At 58.7% G+C, this 19,485-nt stretch carries 14 protein-coding genes, 1 pseudogene and 2 CRISPR repeat arrays; of the genes and pseudogenes, 12 read left to right on the top strand and 3 right to left on the bottom strand.

Translation table 11 applies throughout. The features are described from left to right. The 7 genes from RYH80_RS19820 to RYH80_RS19850 all read left to right on the top strand — a co-directional run. Positions 1 to 1,878: hypothetical protein (locus tag RYH80_RS19820; RefSeq protein WP_370905866.1), on the top strand; the 1,878-nt coding region annotated here is incomplete at its 5' end. Continuing rightward, a complete protein-coding gene (gene cas7i, locus RYH80_RS19825) occupies positions 1,875 to 2,825 on the top strand; it encodes a type I-B CRISPR-associated protein Cas7/Cst2/DevR (RefSeq protein ID WP_370905867.1) in 951 nt (316 codons plus the stop codon). The genes RYH80_RS19820 and cas7i, both read left to right, overlap by 4 nt. Beyond that, positions 2,818 to 3,522: a CRISPR-associated protein Cas5 gene (gene cas5, locus RYH80_RS19830; protein WP_370905868.1), complete on the top strand. Its 705-nt coding sequence runs from the start codon at positions 2,818 to 2,820 to the stop codon at positions 3,520 to 3,522. The genes cas7i and cas5 overlap by 8 nt, the downstream gene beginning before the upstream one ends. Positions 3,523 to 3,540: 18 nt before the next feature. Next, positions 3,541 to 4,311: a CRISPR direct-repeat array (repeat unit 37 nt; unit sequence GTTTCAATCCCGTTAGGGGGTCTCTCTCCGTTGTGAC). A gap of 151 nt (positions 4,312 to 4,462) precedes the next feature. Beyond that, positions 4,463 to 6,823 carry a CRISPR-associated helicase Cas3' gene (gene cas3 / locus RYH80_RS19835; RefSeq protein WP_370905869.1) on the top strand — a complete coding sequence of 787 codons (2,361 nt, stop codon included), beginning with the start codon at positions 4,463 to 4,465 and terminating at the stop codon, positions 6,821 to 6,823. Positions 6,824 to 6,942: 119 nt separating this feature from the next. Then, positions 6,943 to 7,417: a CRISPR direct-repeat array (repeat unit 37 nt; unit sequence GTCGCAACACAGAGGAAACCCGCACCGGGATTGAAAC). Positions 7,418 to 7,562: 145 nt separating this feature from the next. Next, entirely contained in the window at positions 7,563 to 8,483 is a 921-nt protein-coding gene (locus RYH80_RS19840; protein ID WP_370905870.1) for a ParA family protein, read from the top strand. Continuing rightward, on the top strand, positions 8,476 to 9,153 hold the full coding sequence (locus RYH80_RS19845) for a DUF8160 family protein (protein WP_370905872.1): 678 nt from the start codon (positions 8,476 to 8,478) through the stop codon (positions 9,151 to 9,153). Before RYH80_RS19840 ends, RYH80_RS19845 begins: the two co-directional genes overlap by 8 nt. Before the next feature lie 599 nt (positions 9,154 to 9,752). Further along, positions 9,753 to 10,295: a hypothetical protein gene (locus RYH80_RS19850; protein ID WP_370905874.1), complete on the top strand. Its 543-nt coding sequence runs from the start codon at positions 9,753 to 9,755 to the stop codon at positions 10,293 to 10,295. 206 nt (positions 10,296 to 10,501) lie between these two features. Here RYH80_RS19850 and RYH80_RS19855 read toward each other — a convergent pair whose 3' ends face one another. Further along, positions 10,502 to 10,852 carry a GIY-YIG nuclease family protein gene (locus tag RYH80_RS19855; protein WP_370905876.1) on the bottom strand — a complete coding sequence of 117 codons (351 nt, stop codon included), beginning with the start codon at positions 10,850 to 10,852 and terminating at the stop codon, positions 10,502 to 10,504. An 875-nt stretch (positions 10,853 to 11,727) separates the two neighbouring features. On the opposite strand from RYH80_RS19855, the gene RYH80_RS19860 reads away from it, so the two are divergent. Together RYH80_RS19860 and RYH80_RS19865 are read left to right on the top strand one after the other, a co-directional pair. Then, positions 11,728 to 14,280: a pentapeptide repeat-containing protein gene (locus RYH80_RS19860; protein WP_370905877.1), complete on the top strand. Its 2,553-nt coding sequence runs from the start codon at positions 11,728 to 11,730 to the stop codon at positions 14,278 to 14,280. Then, positions 14,277 to 15,194 carry a DNA-processing protein DprA gene (locus tag RYH80_RS19865; protein ID WP_370905879.1) on the top strand — a complete coding sequence of 306 codons (918 nt, stop codon included), beginning with the start codon at positions 14,277 to 14,279 and terminating at the stop codon, positions 15,192 to 15,194. Before RYH80_RS19860 ends, RYH80_RS19865 begins: the two co-directional genes overlap by 4 nt. 466 nt (positions 15,195 to 15,660) lie before the next feature. Here the strand turns inward: RYH80_RS19865 and RYH80_RS19870 are convergent, their stop codons facing one another. After that, positions 15,661 to 15,903, bottom strand: coding sequence for a hypothetical protein (locus RYH80_RS19870; protein ID WP_370905880.1), 243 nt, complete (start codon positions 15,901 to 15,903; stop codon positions 15,661 to 15,663). A gap of 244 nt (positions 15,904 to 16,147) precedes the next feature. Between RYH80_RS19870 and RYH80_RS19875 the strand changes: the two are divergent. From RYH80_RS19875 to RYH80_RS19885, 3 genes and pseudogenes are all read left to right on the top strand, one after another. After that, positions 16,148 to 16,654 (top strand): annotated as a pseudogene (locus RYH80_RS19875) (protoglobin domain-containing protein); the annotation flags it as partial. Between the two features lie 168 nt (positions 16,655 to 16,822). After that, positions 16,823 to 17,359: a methyl-accepting chemotaxis protein gene (locus tag RYH80_RS19880; RefSeq protein ID WP_370905943.1), complete on the top strand. Its 537-nt coding sequence runs from the start codon at positions 16,823 to 16,825 to the stop codon at positions 17,357 to 17,359. A 165-nt stretch (positions 17,360 to 17,524) separates the two neighbouring features. Beyond that, positions 17,525 to 18,466: a hypothetical protein gene (locus RYH80_RS19885; RefSeq protein ID WP_370905881.1), complete on the top strand. Its 942-nt coding sequence runs from the start codon at positions 17,525 to 17,527 to the stop codon at positions 18,464 to 18,466. 627 nt (positions 18,467 to 19,093) lie between these two features. Here RYH80_RS19885 and RYH80_RS19890 read toward each other — a convergent pair. Then, positions 19,094 to 19,483, bottom strand: coding sequence for a DUF8076 family protein (locus RYH80_RS19890; protein WP_489753342.1), 390 nt, complete (start codon positions 19,481 to 19,483; stop codon positions 19,094 to 19,096). Between the last annotated feature and the right edge of the window lie 2 nt (positions 19,484 to 19,485).

Below are 19,485 nucleotides of genomic sequence, written 5' to 3' on the forward strand. Positions count from 1 at the left end.
ATGACCGACGAGACACGAACCCTCGACGAGTTCGCCGACGCGACGGCGGCGGTCGACCACAGTGACGAGTCGACACCTGACCGTGACGACGGATCGGAGGACACGCCCGCGAGTGACGAAGAGGCGGCAGTCACTCTGTTCCGGTTGTCGAACGACCCGTTCGTCAACGCCGGGGCAGCCGCGCTCGCGGCAGCACTCTCCGACACGGTGTCGGTCACCGCAGATCGTCTCTCGTGTTCGGCCGAGACAGTCTCTGGCACAGTCGCCGACCTCTCGGGCCTCGTCCACGACGCACTCGGGAATACGCACCGTCGGACGTCGATCGCCCACTCGATCAACTACGCACTTGAGGAAGCCGGACGAGGGCAGGACGACCCACGGTGGGTACCGCCCGCGGGTGTAGTTGAAGACTTCCCGGAGGAGCACGACCTCACGGCGTTCGACGACGACGAGATCGACCCTGAACGGCTCGCCGAGCACGATGTCCCCGAGACGGACTCCATCGCCGAGTTCGACAACGACCAGGGACTGTACGTGCAGTCCGAGGAGTACATCGGGAACAACACGGCCCGCCAGTACAACAAGCAGGTCGAGAAACTGGAGCGGTACCTCGAGGCCTTCGAGGCAGCGCTCACCGACGCGGTCGACGACGACCCAGAATACTACACCTGCCAGTGTTGCGGTCGTGCGGATGTGCCGTCGTACGACGATCCGCTTACCGACGAGAAGGTGGAGTACAACCAGATGTTCGCGCCACTCGCCAGTTCGAGTGCCGTCCTGAAACCGCTCGGGAGTGGTGGCCGAACCTCTGGACACAAGGGCCGGTGCGTGGCGTGTCTCGTCGCCGGGTTCTATTTCGCCGTGATGGCGAAGGCGGTCCGTCAGACCGCGAGCGACGACAACGACGCCCGGATCTTCACTCCTGTTGGCGACTTCGAGCGGTTGGTCCCGGCGATGGCCGACATCCGGACGCTCCGGGAAGAGAACGGGCTCGACACACCAGCTGGCGATCAGAACGTTCACCGGCGAACGGTTGGCGCGCTCAACACGCGAGTCGTCTCGCTCCAGGCACTGGACATCTACGAGCAGTTCCTCCAGCGCGTCAACCCGGAGACAGACGGTGAGGGGCTCCTCGCCGAGCCAGTGTATCGTCCGACCACACTCCGAACGTTCGTGAGTACGCTGGACCGGACCCGCGACATCGGGTCACTGGAGCTGATCGACCCGGACGACGACATCTACGACCGCGTCGCGAACGCCGAGTACGAACTCGAAGACGGGACGGTGCGTCGCTACTGGCCGGTCCAAGACATCCTTCGGTGGTTCGCGGAGTTCGGCGACGATGACACGCAGCTGGCAGCCAAGGAGTTGCTCGGGGAGGGCGTGATCCACGCCGATCTCGAGCGACTGGAGCGCGGCGTGTTCGGCTTCACCCGTGCACAGTTCCGCGGGGACGGCCGGTTCCCGTCGTACCGCCCACACCCCGCAGACATCCAACACTACTTCACCCGACTCATGACACAGGCCTCACTCGACGCGATCGACACCGAATCGATCGAGGCGATCCGCCGGGTCGCCTCCAGTATCGGCTCCATCTTCCACGATGGTGACGACATTAGCGTCCTCATCGGTCTCCAGAACGCCGGCACGCAGACGGAGTTCCTGCGTGCCTTCGAGAAGGCCAGTATGCAGGCTCAGAAGGCGAGTACCGAGGACGCCCCCGCACAGTACAACGCCGCTCGCGACGACGATGTCGAGACGGTGCTCGAACTGATCAGCGACGACGCCACCTTCGAACCAGCCAAACGTATGTTCGTGATCCACGCCGCCCTGTCCGCACAGTACGAGAATGCCACCAACACGGAGGACGACGAATGACGGCGACCGCACTCGGATTCAGTTTCCTCACAGATGTCTCGCTCGGGAACCACAACGCCGGCGAGGGCGGGAGCCAACTGGCCGACCTGAAGAAGTACGGGAACAAGCCCTACATCAGTGGGCAGGCGTACCGACGGGCGATCAAGGAAGCACTCCGCGAACAGGTCGCGGACCCCGAGACGGCCGAGTGTTCGTCGCGGTACCCCTGCGGCGAGATCGGCGACTGCGTGATCTGTGACCTGTTCGGGTATATGAACACCGACGAGTTCGATGCCGGTGACGACGAGACGCCTGCACCGAAGCGGACAGCGCCGCTGCGTGTCTCGAAACTTCTCGGCCAGTACGACCGGCCGCAGACGACCGATATGGTTCTCCAGCAGGATGAGAGCGGGGACGCCGACAACCGGATCGGCTACCGCGAGATCACGGAGAACGTCTACCACGGCGGAGTGATGTTGGACGTCGACGCCGTCGGCCGCCGGGAGTCGGACGAGGTGGACACCAGTCGCGAGCACGACGAGATCTACCAGCGCACGTACGACGACGAGATCGACGACGCCGAACGGGCTCACCGTGTCACGGCGCTCGTCCACAGCGTCCGCGCTGCGTCGAACCTCGCCGGCCAGGCGCGTCACATGGCGGACTTCATGCCGGACCTTGTCGTCGGGGCGACGCTCCCCGAGTACAACCAGCGCCTCCAGAACGCACTGAACCTCGACACCGAGGCGGAGGAGCTCGTCGTCCCGCAGTTCGAGCAGGTGGTCGCCGACATCACTGCCGTCGGTGGCGACGTGTGGGTCGGTGGAACCCACAACCCGGACGTGATCGGGAACTGGGACACAGCGATGACGGCTGCGGAGGACGCCGGTGCGATGGTCTGTGACAGCGTGGCCGACTGTTTCGACCAGGTGGCCGACGCGGCGACCACGGCCGACAGCGATGGCTGACGACGAACAGGTCCTGACGGCCGTCCTCGACGTGCCGTTCGACACGGCGTTCACCAAGGCCGGCGCGATGAACGGGTTGCCCACCTACCCGGTGCCGCCCGTCACCACGATCCAGGGACTCCTCTACGCGGCGATGGGGCGGCCCTCGCTGCTCAGACCGAACAATCTCCCGAAGGACGTTCGCGACGACGAGGAGGCGTTCCGCGAGCGCGTCCAGACCGAGTGCGCGTTCGGCGAGCGAGTCCTGGAGCCTGGGGTGCGGACGGCGGGGTTGAAATCGCGGCAGAAGCGGGCGCGTGAGGACGGGTACATCACCTCGCCCGCCAGACAGGAGTCGCTGATCGGGCCCACGTACCAGATCTACGTCGGTGGACCGACGGAGTTGCTCAGCGCGTTCGCGGCCGCACTCCGTGACCCGCAGCGCCTGCTGTACCTCGGTCGGAGCGATGACCTGGTCGACGTCCGTGACGTGAGCCGGACGACGGCGACCCACCACGCGGAGACGGCGGATCTTGAGTGTGTGACACCAGGCGCATCGGGTGAGCCGACGCTGCTGCCCGTGTCGCCAGACTACCGTGGCCGGTACACGACGCACCCCGGCGAGGTGAAGACCGTCTCTGTCGAGGGTGGTACCGTCGACAGTTACTACGAGACAAAGGAGGGTGAGCGGTTCGTGTATCTGGTTGATCCGCGATAGCTGTCGAAGCGTCCTGCGGTTTGAATCCCGTTAGGGAGTCCCTCTCCGTTGTGACTCCAGTCGCAGGAGTGGGACGACGTCCGCCGCGGCGTGTTTCCAATCCCGTTAGGGGGTCTCTCTCTGTTGTGACGACGAGATGTACACTGCCGACGACCTCCGCCGGATGTTTCAATCCCGTTAGGGGGTCTCTCTCCGTTGTGACGGCGGGATATCCGGGTTCATCGCGGGCGCGCTCACGAGTTTCAATCCCGTTAGGGGGTCTCTCTCCGTTGTGACCGCCGGTCGGGGAGGCCGTGTTGTTCGGGTCACTGTTTCAATCCCGTTAGGGGGTCTCTCTCCGTTGTGACCGTTGCTGCGGTGGGCGCGGCTCATCCGGTTCTGCGGTTTCAATCCCGTTAGGGGGTCTCTCTCCGTTGTGACGCGGCACACTCCAGGCCGGTCAACACACACTCCGGTTCAGTTTCAATCCCGTTAGGGGGTCTCTCTCCGTTGTGACCGGTCGGGTTTTCAGTAAACACGCCCGTGACGAGTTTCAATCCCGTTAGGGGGTCTCTCTCCGTTGTGACCACGGGCAATCTCTAGCCTCGGGCGGCGGTCTGCCGTGTTTCAATCCCGTTAGGGGGTCTCTCTCCGTTGTGACCTGTGACGCTGCTCGTGCCGGCACTTGTGAGCGCTCTGTTTCAATCCCGTTAGGGGGTCTCTCTCCGTTGTGACAACAGCCGACGGTCGTGACATCTGCCGACTGGGGAAGGGTTTCAATCCCGTTAGGGGGTCTCTCTCCGTTGTGACAGGGGGGTGAGCGGCGGGGAGAGCATCGTTATGTTGCTCTCAGTCACTCTCGTCGCCACCCGTCTACGTCGACCCCTGCTGTACACGAACTTAATAAAGGTCGACGTAGACCGGGCGGGAGAGCTAAGCCGCTGCCACTACCTACACCGTTGTGGTCCTGGCTAAAGTAGGTCCGGATGTCTCGTTGGATACCCACAGTGAGGCTGTGGCGAAAGCGACGGCGGCGATGCTCGACGCCGACCCTGTCGTTGATCGGCTCGCAGCAGTCGGACTCGATCTCGACCGCTCGCGGCTCCGTCGGTTAGGACGGCTGACTGGGCGGTTCCACGACACCGGGAAGGCAAACCCCAGCTGGCAGACGGGCGTCCGGACCCACAACCACCCACCGCATAGTCACCTGAGCGGGCTCTACGCCTTCGGTGCGACGGCGGACCGCGACTGGCTCACACCCGAGGAACAGCTGGCGATCGTCGTCGCGATCTTCCACCACCACACGGGGTTGACGGCACAGAATATGGCTCCGTCGAACGATCTCCTCGGCGGAGTTCGGTCCGACCCGTTCGACGAGGCGTTCACGACGAATCTCGAGGCTGCCGGCTTCAAGCCCGTCTCGCTCACGAGTCGCGAGCTTCAACTCCTCCGCGAGAACCTCGAGCAGTACCGGTCGGGGTCGCACCCGGTCGTCGGAACACTCACGACGCTCCTGTACGCGGCACTCCGCCAAGCAGACCAAGCGGTGAGTCGTAACGAGACCACGACGGCGAGCCCGCTCCCGACACTCACTCGCGAGGATATCAGGCTCTTCGACGACCTCCGGCCGTTCCAACAGACGGTCCAGGACGATCTCCAGACGCGGATGCTCGGGATCGCCGGCTGTGGCGAGGGGAAGACGCACACAGCGCTCCAGTGGGCCGACAGTCGCCTCGCCGCCGGCGAGATCGATCGCCTCGTCGTTGCGATGCCGACGCAGGTGACGAGTAACAACCTCCTCGTCGAGTTGACCGACGACGCCGACGGCGTCCAACACCTCCCGCCAGACGCCACGGCGGTGTACCACGGGAGCAGTCGGGGGTTCTACCGCCAGCGCGACGAGCGAAGTGTCGACACGCCACTCGACGCAGCGACGGCACGCAAGTGGTTCCAGTCGCCTGTCACGATCACCACCGTCGACCATGTGCTCGCGACGCTGGTGAACGGTTACCGCGGTGCGAGTGTCGCTCGCGGGAACCTCCTCCGAGCAGGCGTTGTCTTCGACGAGGTCCACACGTACGACGACCGCCTCACCGGGCGGATCACCGGGGCACTCTCGCGGCTGTCGGACGCCGGCGTCCCGTGGTACGTGATGACCGCGACGCTGCCGGACGTCATCCAGTCACACCACCGCCTCGAACCGGACGTGGTCCACACGAGTGCGGGGCGGCTCGCACCCGATGAACCAGCACGGACGCCGTTCGAGATCTCTGTCACAGAGCAGGCACTCACTGCTACGGCCGTTCGGGACGCCCGCGAGGCCGTCGACGCCGCGACGGTCCTCGTCGTGAAGAACACGGTCCGAGCGGCTCAGGAACTCGCCCAGGAGTTAGCGGCGTCGACGGACGGCGACGTCATCTACTACAGCAGTGAGTTCCCGACAGTCGATCGCCAGCACAAGGAGGACCGGATTCGGACGGCACTCGCGGACGACGTCGATCCGGACACGCCCACGTACCTCGTCTCCACCCAGGTGTGTGAGTTGAGTCTCGACCTCTCCGCCGACCTCCTCTGTACGGATCTGGCGCCACTGGACGCCGTACTCCAGCGAGCCGGGCGGCTCCACCGCCGTGGTGTCGAACCGACGCCGGAGGCCTGTCGGGCCGCCTCCGACGGCTGTGAGCAGTGTCGGACGGGCACGGCACCGGCTAGCTACGAGTGCCGCGTGTTCGACACACTCGCCGACGGCGACCAGTTCCTGCCGTACGCCGAGTCACGTGACAGTACCGCTTGGGAGATCCTCGAGCGGAGTGCAGCAGTGCTTCGGCGCGAGTCGGCGTACGACTTCGCGGCGACGATGGACTGGCTGGACGAGGTGTACGCGACGGCGTCGATCCCGGGTGGCGCCGAGTTCGCGCGGTGTGCCGAGGCCGACGCGCTGTTCGGCGCGCCACGCGCGGTCCACACTGAGGCGCAGCCGGGAGAGCCGCTCCCGCTTCGGTCAGGGGTGTCCTACCGGACGCCCGTGTTCCCTGCGACGTACGAGTTGGCCGACGGATGGAGTGGTACGCCGGCGGCGCTGTGGCAGGAGTACCACGACTGCTCGCGGTCGCCCTGTGGGGTGACAACTGATGCGTGGACGGCGTGTGACGACGCGTTCGAGATCTTCGCCGATCAGTATGCGGTGCCCGTTCCGGAGTGGTGGCTCCACAGTGACGGCTCACCGGTCAAGCAGGTCGGGACGCTCCAGATCGATGGGGCAACGATACCGGGGACACAAACCGTGGATGTAGGTTACGAGTCGACATTCGGTGTCCGGTAACGGTAGGGATCTACGTGGACCTTTATTAGAGCTGTGTACGGCAGGGGTCCGCGTAGACAGAGTCACGAGTGACAGGTCGAGAGAAAGAGATAGGTGCTTTCGGTCGAAATTCACCCCCTGTCGCAACACAGAGGAAACCCGCACCGGGATTGAAACATTTCCGCTGGCGTCTTCTGCTCGTCAGCAATCTCGGTCGCAACACAGAGGAAACCCGCACCGGGATTGAAACCTTAACGCGCCCGAGATATGAAGACAGCCACCTCGTGTCGCAACACAGAGGAAACCCGCACCGGGATTGAAACTCGTCTCGGCGGGCGCCTACCCCTCGATCGGCCTGGTCGCAACACAGAGGAAACCCGCACCGGGATTGAAACATCCGCGTGCTCTTGGACTTGCCCTCACCCTCCACGTCGCAACACAGAGGAAACCCGCACCGGGATTGAAACTCGGGCTCGTCGTGGCACGGTTCAAGGGGTTGATCTGAGTCGCAACACAGAGGAAACACGCACCGGGATTGAAACACGAGCTCCGCGATCGCGTCGACGACCTGAAGACGGGTCGCAACACAGAGGAAACCCGCACCGGGATTGAAACCGGAAGGTGTGGCCGGTGTCACGGACGCGACGACACCGTCGCAACACAGAGGAAACTCACTTTCCACCTGCGTTGCACATCGATACCGGAGGGTGTATCATTCGTCTGACGGAGTTTTATCGCCCCTCTTGCCCCAGAGGCACCCATGCCACCAGATGGACCAGAGGCGACAGAGGCTCGTCTTGTCGTCGCGAATGCGAAGGGCGGCGTCGGGAAGACGACTGTCGCGGCGAACCTCGTCGGCGCGCTCTCACAACGAGGGCTCGATGTCCTCGCCGTCGACGCCGATCCACAGGGGAACCTTACAGAGGCGTTGGGCCACCTCGACGCGTACGAAGCCGAGCCGCCGACGCTGTTTGACATACTCCTTGATCCGCGCGAGCAATCCCACCTCGAGGAGATCGTCGTCACCGGCACCGAGGCGGACCTCGTCCCGGCGAGTATCGACATGCTCGGCGCGGAGATGGAGCTCGCCGCGGCGCACATGTACGGGCAGTGGCAGGCAACCGACCTCGACGGGACGGCACTCGCGACGGCACGGCGGGCCCTCGACCGCGTCACGAACGTCGCGACACCGGAGACACCCGGCGCGTACGAGCACGGCTTCGGCCTCCTCGCGACCGCGCTCGACGGCCTCGAGCACGACTACGACGTGACGGTGATCGACGCCCCACCGGGGCACAACCTCACGTTCAAGAACGCGCTGTTCGCAGCGCCGAACCTCGTCGTGCCAGCCACGGCCGAGGCCTCGTCGAAGGGGGCGGTCGACCGACTCTTCGACGAGATCGCCGCCTTCGAGGAGGACACTGGGCGTATGGTCCGCGACGTGGCAGCCGTGGTGAACCGCATCCGGATGTCGACGAACGCGGCCGACGAGATGACGCAGTTCCTCACTGCCGTCTTCGACGACATCCCGGTGTACCAGGTGCCCGAGCGCGTCGCGCTCTCGTACGCCTACGACGCCGGCGAGTCGATCTTCGAGTACGAACCCAGCGCGGATGTCGCGCCGACATTCGCCGAGCTGGCCGACACCGTCGTCGAGACGCTGGAGGTGGCCGATGACTGACGACGAGGACGAGGAGAGTGTGCCCGACCAGGACCGCGTCGATCGCGTCCGCGGGAAGCGGAACCGCCGCCGCGGACGTCGACGTGACGACTCGGAAGGGTCTGAAGAGGCGGGAGAGGAAGAGTCGCAAGAGGATCAAGAGGCGACAGATGGGACAGAGGCGACAGAGGCTCCTCTGAGCGCAGAGGGGAAAGCTGGGGGAGAGAGGACAGAGGCGCAAGAGCCGCAGGCGGAAAAATGGGAGCAAGAGGCGCCAGAGGTCCCAGAGGAGGCGGCCGAGGCTGCAGAAGACCTCACGGAGATCGTTGACAGCATGACAGCAACAGAGTCACAAGCGGCGACAGAGTCAGCAGTGGAGGAAGAGGCGGCAGATGAGCCAGAGGCGACAAAGGCACAAGAGGTGCCTCTGGACCCAGTGACGAGTCGACCGTCGGCGACGATGTACCTCGAAGCGTCGGTCACCGACGAACTCGATCGGGCCTACCGACAGTTGAGTCTCGATCTACTGGACGCCGGCGTGGACATCGACGAGCACGGCGGGCGGAACCGGTACTTCCGGCCACTCGCGCTGTTACTCGGCGCCCGACAACTTGCCGAGATGGACTCTGACGAACTCGTCGACGCGATCGAGACCGAAGACTTAGTCGACCCGCTTCCAGACGAGGAGTGAGGCGGGGCTGAGCCTCCGAATCGGTGGGAGACAGACCGGGTGCAGGGCGGTGAGGGGGATCTGGCACTACGCCAGCGGTGCAGGCACGCGACACGCTGGTAAGTGGAACTGCACCCGGCATTCCGTGGCCCGATGGTCGATTCACTTGATAGCTTAGATGTTCGGGAAGGCCACTCAGCCGGGAGAATGCTGGGCGGGTGGCGGCGAGCGTGAATCGATCGAACCTCGACAGGCGCCTCGCCGCCTGTGGGGCGAAGCACCGCCCAGCATCCGTTGTAGGTGGTGAGGCCGTGTAGAGTCTTGGCCATCGCGTGTCGCGGTTCGTCGGCGTCCCGTTGCATGGTCGGGCTGTCAGCGAGCATCTCGGGGGGTGCAACGGGGTGGATGGAGTCAGCGGGCTCGCCGTGGAGTCCACCAGCCCGACATGATAACTAGAGGTGCGACAGAGGTGGGTCTTATGCCGGGGCAGCCGGTTGCCAGCCGCGGTACGGATTTTTCTGCTGTTTTCTGCTTGTCGGACCAGCAGCTCCACTTGTCCCACAAGCGCCCGACGAGGAGCGCTACCGCCCGTACTAATCAACAAGTCGTACGGCTCGGAGGTGGGAGACACCTGCCTCCGGTACATATGGCACGATACGGCAATACAGGCTGCGCTTCGGTTCTGGTGTGATCCTGAGAACGACGAGACAGTTGTCCTCGCGCACACGGCAGCGCTCCGTGACGAATGCCACGTCGTCGCCGAGGGTGACGTGGTGAAGACCTACACCGCCGGCGAGAAGCGCGTCGCCGAGGCGATTGCTGATCTCCGTGGCTCGTTCACTGTAGCCGACGTTCGCGGGCGGCTCCCGGGCGGGCCAAACTCGCGAATCGTCAGCCGGCAGTTGGCCGCGCTTGCCGAGCCCGGCCACCTCAACCGGACAGAGACGCCGAACGGCGTGGCCGACGAGTTCCACGACTGGCTAGCCCGCGAAACAGGGGCCACCACGGTCGGCGCGGCGATATTCAGGAGACCACTAGTCAAAAAAGCCGCCTTCCGGGGCTCCACAACGCATAGCCTAAGGATTTCGAATTCGACAAATGTCTCGTCGATGCTGTCGAAGCTGGTCACATTGACCTTCGGCAGGTCGTCGAAGTGGTTGTGATCAAGACGGTGTGACCAGCACGTCCCACGAGTCGCACATCGACCGAGGTAATATTCCCAACTGATTCACCGCACACTGAGCATACCCATTCGCCACGCGCCGGTTCTAACGCTGCGTCGTAGCAGTTGTGCCTAACCGATATGAACACCTGTCAGAACGGATAATTGTCACAAAAATCTACCCTTGTACGGTGCCAGTCTGGAGAGTCACACTTGGTCTGTGGGAGGCTTGTCGTCTACGTCTGTCCACTTTGACCCCCGAACCCGCCCAGCACTATGCTTACTTGACAACTCTAGCGTAATGATGCGCTCCTGCTCCATCGCCCGATCTCGACTGTCGAAGGCATGCACAGATTGGATCTCTACCGGAGGATACATTTTAACCCAATCGGGGCTTACCGCTTCACCTCTCGCGTGTGATACAATTCGCCGCTTCGGGTGTTTTGTCACACCGACGTAGAAATGGTTATCAAATAGCTTCAAAACGTACACAAACGCCTCTCCGCTGAGGTTCTCGACCTTATCCGGGTAGCCTTCGATTTCGTTGATGTCAATCATGACTGTGATTGCACTTAACCTCTCCAAAGTTATAAATCTCGGTACGTTTAAATCGCGGTCGATCCTTCGCCGGGACTTATCCAACTCCGCTGCTGTCTTTCGCTTTGACAGTTCACCCCTCGGCACCATTTTTTGAGTACTCCGGCTATGGTGTCGTAGCAGTCGGCTTCAACGAGCCGCTGTTGCTCGACGCGACGGTCCGCCCCGACCTGTCGGCGGACTGTTCATCAACGATGGCGTTCGCGACGCCTCTGATTTTCCCGCTTCTCCCGTTCCTTGCTGTCCTCGGCCGTTCTACACACCGGTTCCCGTGTGTGAGTCTAGGGGGTCACACCGGTAGAACTGGGTTCCAGTCGCCCTGTCACTTGTCGTTCTGGGCGGCTGTGTCGAGCGCTTGGCTGGTGTGCTGGTGGTCGGTCGCCTCACGAAGCTATTCCCACAGCCGTTCTCGGGTGCCGGTCGACTGGATTCGCACACACTTGAGTACGGCGCGAGGGATCGAAAGCCCGGCGGCCATTGCACAACCCCGCCGTTCAAGGGTGGTTCAGCTGGTTACTGGAACTGTGGTGAAGCCGGGTTCGGGTGGTGGTCGGGGGCGTGATCGGGGGGACCCACCTGGTTGACCGCCGAATGACCCAGCCGCGACGGTGGTCGCTGCACGAGGGGGTTCGTCGGTCGTTGTGCAATCAGCGTGGTTGCCGTCTTGACCTCTCTTCGCTGTGTGTCTGTCTTTGTATATTGCACAAAATACTGATCTAATAATAACTCCCCGGCATATCAGTCTGCTTTCTCAGGAAATTATGTTCTCGGAAGAGTTGCCACCCCGATGGTTTTATCAACTTGCTATGTATGGTGATGTGCTAAACAAAGCTCCAATGACAGAACGTTGTGGGTTCACTTGGGTTCCAGAGAATCAAAACAACATAGGTAGTTGTGCATACTGTTGCTACCGAGACACGTGGAAAGAATTTGATCGGTGTGTTTGGCATGCTAAGACCGATCTAAGAAAGCCCCCTGACGCTCTTAACGAAAGCCGAGAACAACCAGAAAACCGAAAATTAAACAAGTATCCGCGGGAACTGCTATCGGGAGCTGTGCTTCGAAATACTGAATTAAGTAACTATATGTTAACAGGCGTGGATCTTAGTGGATCTGACCTACAAAATACGGATTTTACTGATGTCTATTTGAGCTATTCCACCCTTTCAGGCTCTGACCTCCGGGAGGCGGACCTAACAGACTGTACAGTTTCGAAAACATCATTTAAAAAAGCAAAATTAAAAGGTGCTAATCTGAGGGGGTTATCAATATTCGGGGTTGATTTTACTGGTGCGGATTTATCTAGGGCTGACTTTCAGGGAGCAAATATTAAAGAGACCAATTTTACAGGTGCTAACACCGAGGAGGTCAAAGGCCTTGTTGACAGCGAGGGACAAAACAATGATGAGATCACGGTTGAAGTACCTGAGCAAACCCAGAGTGACCCCACTGGAGAAACCCCTCATTTTAAGCGTAAATGGAATTCTGATTTACTCGCAAAAACGACAACACTTGGTGTTGAAGATATTAATAACTCTGTTAGTCGTCTAACCGATGCCGGGTACTCTCGTGAGGAAGCAGTTGGGTACGTACGCTGGTATCTTACAGAGATGTTGCAGGAGGATGGGCTCTTTGCAGTTACCGGTATAGGACCGAGTAGTGGAGCATCTCTTGTAGAGGCAGGAGTCGATACGATTGACCAACTGCAGTCAGTTACGCCAGAGGAGTTGTCTAATAGCACTGACTTATCTATAAAAAAGATACAGAAAATCAAGAAAGCTGCAGAAAAAGGTAAATTTTCATCATTAGAACCGGACGACGATCAAGTAGCAAAGCAGCTCCTTGACTCCCACAAAAACCACCCCACACAGAGCACTGAGAGCAAGCATTCCCTAGATACTAGAAAACGAGCCGACAAAGACCCTAGCCAGTCCGAGAATTCAAAGGCTGGCTCCACTGCTGCGTCTCAAGATAACACAAAAAAAGCAAGATCTTCGTCGGGGAATGACCAGCAGAATGTTCTCTCCCCAAGGGAACTTCCCATACCAGATCCAGAAGAACACACGGTACCCGGCAGTGGCACAGTCTATCCAAATTACCTCTCAGAATACTATGAGTCATTTTGCGACTCGAGAAAAGTTTTGGAGATTATCTTTCAGGCACAAGGAAACGATATTGACCCCGAAAATCGTAAAGACCCACGTGTTCAGTACTTTGTTCTACTTGATGCTCTTATCGGGTTTAGTGATGCTTCTACATTGTTTACTGGCTATGGGCCACAGCACCAAGATCGTCTTTCATTCAGTATTGCGGACTACCGCAAAACGTTCGGAAGCGCTGAGACAATAACAGATTACCAAGTTATTGATGTCAACCGCTTTAGAGAGGAGACACATGAACTCCTCCGGGAAGTGGCGAGTGTGAAAACGACAAGAGAGTTCGTTCGGCCCTGTCTACCCGGGACAAGTCACTCGATACCAGAACTCCCCGGCTCTTTTGCGGAACTCCAAGACGCCTTGCGTCAGCTAGCCACGTTCCCGGCGTACCCACCACTACCACCAGAGAATAGAACCAATAACAGAAACATTCCCATTGCAGACATTTATCTGACGTGTTTTAAGGACTTAAGCCAAGAACACCGGGTTGATCTAAGCCCAATTGAAGGAGTCAACTCGCAACCGACCGGACCTGTTCCGGCTGCAACACCAACATCATCAGCAGAATTCGAATCAAAACTCGTAGATTACAATAAGCTATCACATATATTTCGACGAATAAAGCCACCAATAGAGTCTCCTGTGAACCAGATGGTGAATATTCTCGCGTTGGACTGGTATCGCCAGAGTTCACCCACCTTCGATGCAGTTCAAGATCTAGCAAAACACGGGAAAGATGACCCGATGGATGTTTTCCGTCCACGACTACGGGATCTTATCCACCGACGGTTCCTGCTTGACACTTGGAGTTACGACTACATCACGGTCTACCCTGGACACGAAGCTGGATCACGTAGCTCACAATTAGTAGAACTGGCTCAGGACTCCGTTCTTGAGACGGACATTATCTACACGCCGCTCCTTGAGCGAACGGAGTCCGTCGAACCTCAACGCGAGAAATCAGAGAAGAAACGTCGACAAGTCGCTTCCCAGCCCTCTAACTCACTCCGCACACGGGCAAAACTCAACGATGATACTATTATATTGTTTGATGACATCTGCACGACTGGTAGCTCGCTCCTTGCGGGAGCTCATCTTCTTCGCCAAGCTGGCGCTGATCGTGTTGTCTGTATCACTCTTAGCCTTACCCCAAGCGGATCGCAAACCAACGTAAAAGAAGTTACTGACGTAGAAGCCACAGCATCAGAAATTATTGCGGGGGTAGATCGATGAGACTCACAGACAAAGCGTTACTAGCTGCCCTCACTGATGTCTCTGGGATTGGAGATACACGTGCATACGAACTATACAACCACTTTGACGACCCGTGGGATCTACTCAGTGCTCCAGGGCCTCTGACCGACAAATATCACTACATCGACGAAACCACACTTGCTAGCATCCAGTCGCTCGACGACGAGGTTGAAGATTACATCAACCTCTTTAATGAATACATATCTAAAGGAATAAAAATTCTCAGCATTACTGAAGACCGATATCCAGAAGCAGTTTGCACCAGCCCAGCCCCAGTCCTCTTGTACGCGAAGGGGAACGTGGAAATTTTGACCGGAAATACAGTCGGTGTCTCAGGATCACGTGAGACGAACAGAGCTGGACAACAGTGGATTGGATCGCTCTCAGCAGAACTCGCAGAAAAGGGGTATACACTCGTTAGCGGTGGGGCCCGCGGAGCGGATACCGCCGCTCACCAGGGCGCGTTAGATGTGAATGGGTCAACCATCGTCGTCCTCGGAACCGGTGTCAACGTCGCATACCCACCAGAGAATCAATCGTTGTTTGACCAAGTCATCGATACAGGTGGGCTCCTCATCTCGATGCGGTTACCTGACGCTGAGCCTGTCCGCCATGCATTCCTTGACCGAAATGAGCTCATCGCGGCACTGAGTGACAGGATGATCTTCGTAGCCACTGACGGAAATGGAGGAACTATGGCTCAATACAAAATAGCATGCGAACAAGACCGACCTATATTTGTTCCTCCACCAGGTCTCGATGTCGCCCCGAACGACGGATTAGCCACCATCCGAGAAGCAAACGCCGCGAAGAGCATTACCACCGCTTCCGAGCTTCTAGGCTCATCTTTAACAAAAGACGCTAAACAAAAGAACCTCAACGAGTGGACGTGACACTCAGCTAATATCGAAGTACGGTGTACGGATAACACTTCTCTAAAAGTAGATATCTCAAACTACGCTTCAAATAGTGGCTAAGCCTACTGCTGATGCCCGCCAACAGGTGAGAGCGGGACGGTCAATGCATAGCGGAGTGAGAGAGTGGTGTTTTTTGACTGCTCGGCAGTCGAGGTTGATGTAATCGTCGCAGTCGTCTCGGCGTGAGGTTTCCGGTCGCTTGCGGAGTCTCGGTCAGAGACGTAGCCAGTTTACGAGTTGACGGCGTCGTACGGCCGAACATCACTGAGCGCGCCGGAAAAAGACGTACCGACGGTCGCGGGCGTGTGTTCAACCACGACGCTCACGAGTCACTGACGGAGTTCGTGTATCGTCTTCCGCTCGCGTACCTCGAGTTGGACCGACACGATTAGTACGATTCTCACACGACGTTCAACATCGAGCAGATGGTTTGTTGTTCATCTTAGCTAGTGCGCGAGGGATCGACAGTGAGGACATCTACGAGGTCCGCGTCGAGATGACGAAGCGTGTCGAGCATCGCGCGGACCTCGACCGCGTCGGCGTGGACACCTCCGGCGGTATGGCCGGACCCACTCCCACTCGCCGTCACGCGCGAGGATGATGTGGACGCGGCCGTCGATCTGACGATCACTCTCTCCCGGACGCGCCGGTCGAGCGAGCCAGCAACGAACACGACGGTCTCCATACGCTCGCCTCGGTCCGCCACGGCAGGAGGGTTCGCTTCAACTCGGGGGCATCCCCGTAGCGGAGTGCCGAGGACCTGTCACCGAAACTTGAATTCAGCCGTGGAGGTATCAGCAAATCGAACGCAGGGAAAGGAATAAAAAGCCGGTTAGCGACGACAGCCGCAAACAGTGTCTTCCCAGTTTGCGATAACGGCGGATGACCGTAGTGGGGTCGTCAGTCGGTCACTGACGGAGAGTATCGGGTTGGACGGGGAGGAGATCGCACGCCGGAAGTCGTTCACGCGGTTCACCGACGAGGACGCCGCGCGACTCGAACAGATGTACGACACGTTCGACCGGATCGCGGACGACCTCGTCGACGAGTTCTACGCGCACCTCTAGGAGTACGACGAGACGCTGGCGATCATGGACTCCTCTTCGAAAGGTGTCGAGGCGCTGAAGAAGACACAGACGGGGTACCTCCGTGACCTCAGCGCCGGGGAGTACGACCGTTCGTACTTCGATAACCGCGCCCGGGTGGGGAAGCTCCACGACATGCTCGATCTCGGCCCGAAATTGTTCCTCGGGGCGTACTCCGTCCACTACCGCGAGATCACGGAGGTCATCGCCGAGGACATGAAGGGAGAGTTCACGGGCGAGTCTGCGGAAGACACGCCAGTGGAGGCCGTCGTAGACGAAGTAGTCGAGCGGATGCTCTCGGCGCTGAAGCTGATCAGCCTCGACCAGCAGGTTGTGATGGACACGTACCTCCAGTCGTACAACGAGCAGATCGAGGCGGAGTCAGAGCGCCGCGGGGACGCCGCGCGGCAGGCGTCCGAGGAGATCGAACAGCCAGCAGAGAGCCTCTCGGAGAGTGCGGCGGAGGTGTCCGACAGCGTGCGTCGGATCAGCGATCTCACAGATGAGCAGAGCGAGAAGATGCGAGAGGTCAGCGCCGAGGTGTCAAACCTCTCGGCGACGGTCGAGGAGATTGCCGCCAGCCCGACCGAGATCGACGAACAGTCCGACCGGGCGGTCGATCTCGCCGAGGAGGGCCATGCCGTCGCGGACGACGCACGCGACACGATAGAGGAGATGGGCGACGCGACCGAGACCGTCACGGGCGACGTGGCGGAGCTACGGGATCGCGTGGACGAGATCGACGAGGTCGTGACGGTGATCGACGACATCGCTGACCGGACGAACCTGCTCCCGCACAACGCCAGCATCGAGGTCGCGCGAGCCGGGAGCGCCGACAGCGGGGCGGAGGGGTTCGTGGTCGTCACCGGCGAGGTGAAGTCGCTCGTCGAGGAGTCGAGCGATCAGGTCGGACGCATTGAGGCGACCGTCCGCGAGATCGAACAGCAGGCCGACGAGACGGTCGACAGCTTGGAAGAGATGCGATCGGATCGTCTCCCGCACGGACCGCGTCGAGACCCCACTGGAGACACTATGCGTCGCAAAATAGCTCAATAAGCGTACGCTCTGTCTCAACTGGGTGTCTAAACGACCACCCTGGGCTTCAATCCCACTGCTGCATTGGTGAGTTCACTTTGAACGCGACTACCCCAGCAGAGTCAGGTTTCACCTACTACAACGGGCATAAGAGTCTAGTATTCTGGATACACTTTCACTGATAGAATGTCCCAACCATGGTTCACTAATCCGGGCTCATCAGGAAAGGTGACTATAGTTTGGCGAGACGATGGTTGGCTCGTTAAATCGTCAAGAATCGACTCGGAAGTCAAATGTTTGCTGGAAGGAGCTGAAGCCGACCCGGATGAGAGTCCTGTGCAATTGGAGGGAACAGTTTCAGGCTATAAGCGCGGAAGTGGGGATATGGTTGATTTTCTCTTTCTACAGCCAGATGGCCTCGGTTCAACGCAAAGGTCTGGTGCACAATCAAGTGGATCCACATCCGAGCAGTCGTACAGCAGTTCACGCTCATCAGCGAAGACAACTTCATCAGGGTCACAATCATCCTCAACGTCGTCCGATGCGGACTCTGAGTCGCAGAACCAGAAGTGGACTCTAAATGAATTCAGTGGTAGCGGTGATTATGTGACTGTTGAGGCAGTCGTTGACTCTGTACACACCGTCAAGAAGGACACGCCGCGAATGCCGGATATAATAGGAGAACTTGTTGATGCCAGTGTTAGTGAGAGTGTGACGTTTGTTGTTAACGATGGAGTGAACCATCCCTATTTAAAAGAAGGCAAAAGGTTTGAATTTTCAGGAGTGAAAGATCACTACTACACAAGTGATGCTGAGATCCAAGTAATGATAACAGAGTATACAGATTTTATTGAAAAGGAAAGAAAAGACGGTGGGCCTAGTACATCTGAGCATATTTCATACGTATCATCGACGAATATGGGAGGCAACAGCACTGATGCGTCTAATAATAATTCGAATAAAAGTCTAAGACAGATAGCGAGTGACAAGATAGGAGAAAAAGAATTCACTGAAACGGAACGAGACCAGAAATCTGCTGTAGGAAAAGCAAAAAAGAAAGCAAGCGACCAACAACGGGACGCCGCAATAGATCCAAGATTACAGAATAATGAGGACTCAGAAGAATAATACAGACGCCAACTAGAACACGCGGCGAGAAGTGGGCAAACGTCAATGCCGTTGACAGTCATCCGCGATACTACGTACGTGAGATTTCGAGCTAACTTTGTATCATTAATTCCTCTAAGAGGTTCTGAGGGCCCCACCAATAGCCTGTGGTGAGGAACGAGCGCCGGGCCAGTTATCGAACGATCGGCTTGGCATTGCTCTGTTAGTTGCGAATGTCAAAACTGCTGAATGGGCAAAGGCTGTGCGGGTTACCGAACCTCTTCACGTGTTGAGCGTCGATCCTGTGCAATAAGTTTGTCAACTATCTTATAGTAGCGCAGAGTACAGGTATATCGGAGGTAAATTAATGCTAGACACTCACCCAGCGGTTATGACCGCCCGATCAAACTATCAGATATATTATCTTGTTGTGAGCCGCTTCGTACCCATCAGACCCAGGGCCTGATAAAAATTTAAATAGGTTTAGGATGTCGTTCCGTGCACTTAGCAGCCTCACTAATAATAGACTATGTTCCAGACGGTATAGAATTAATAAGAGTGTTAGAGAATCGGTTGGACAATTGAACTCACCACCAATCGCCGGGGCCTGCAAATTGTGGAGCGACTGTGCCTTCTCACTTCGACTCGTCACTTCCGCGCGACAGCGTGCGTCGCTGAAAGTTGTTGAGGTGCCTCAACAAACAGCTGACCAATATCGAGATATACGCCACCTTCAGGACGCTTAATCCGCACGCGGAGTTCAACATCATCTACAAGTTGCCCGTCGACGAGAAGTTGCACAGCATCCATCGATCCCAAAGAATCCGAGTTTCGTAGCACCTGTCGGAGACGCGCCACTACATCATTGCGTTCGTCATCAACCGCGTTGTATAGCAGATCCTCCAGCCCGATCACCGTGACCGGTGTCTGTACGTTGCCGCCATTAGCAACTTGACGGAAGAACTCAAGCGCTGCCAGCGACGAGTCTGTCTCGGCAACTGGGTCAGTCACAATGTTGTAGCCGGGTCGCAGTGGCATGG

Origin of the sequence: Halobaculum sp. MBLA0147, assembly GCF_041361345.1 — an archaeon.
Taxonomy (GTDB): Archaea; Halobacteriota; Halobacteria; order Halobacteriales; family Haloferacaceae; genus JAHENP01.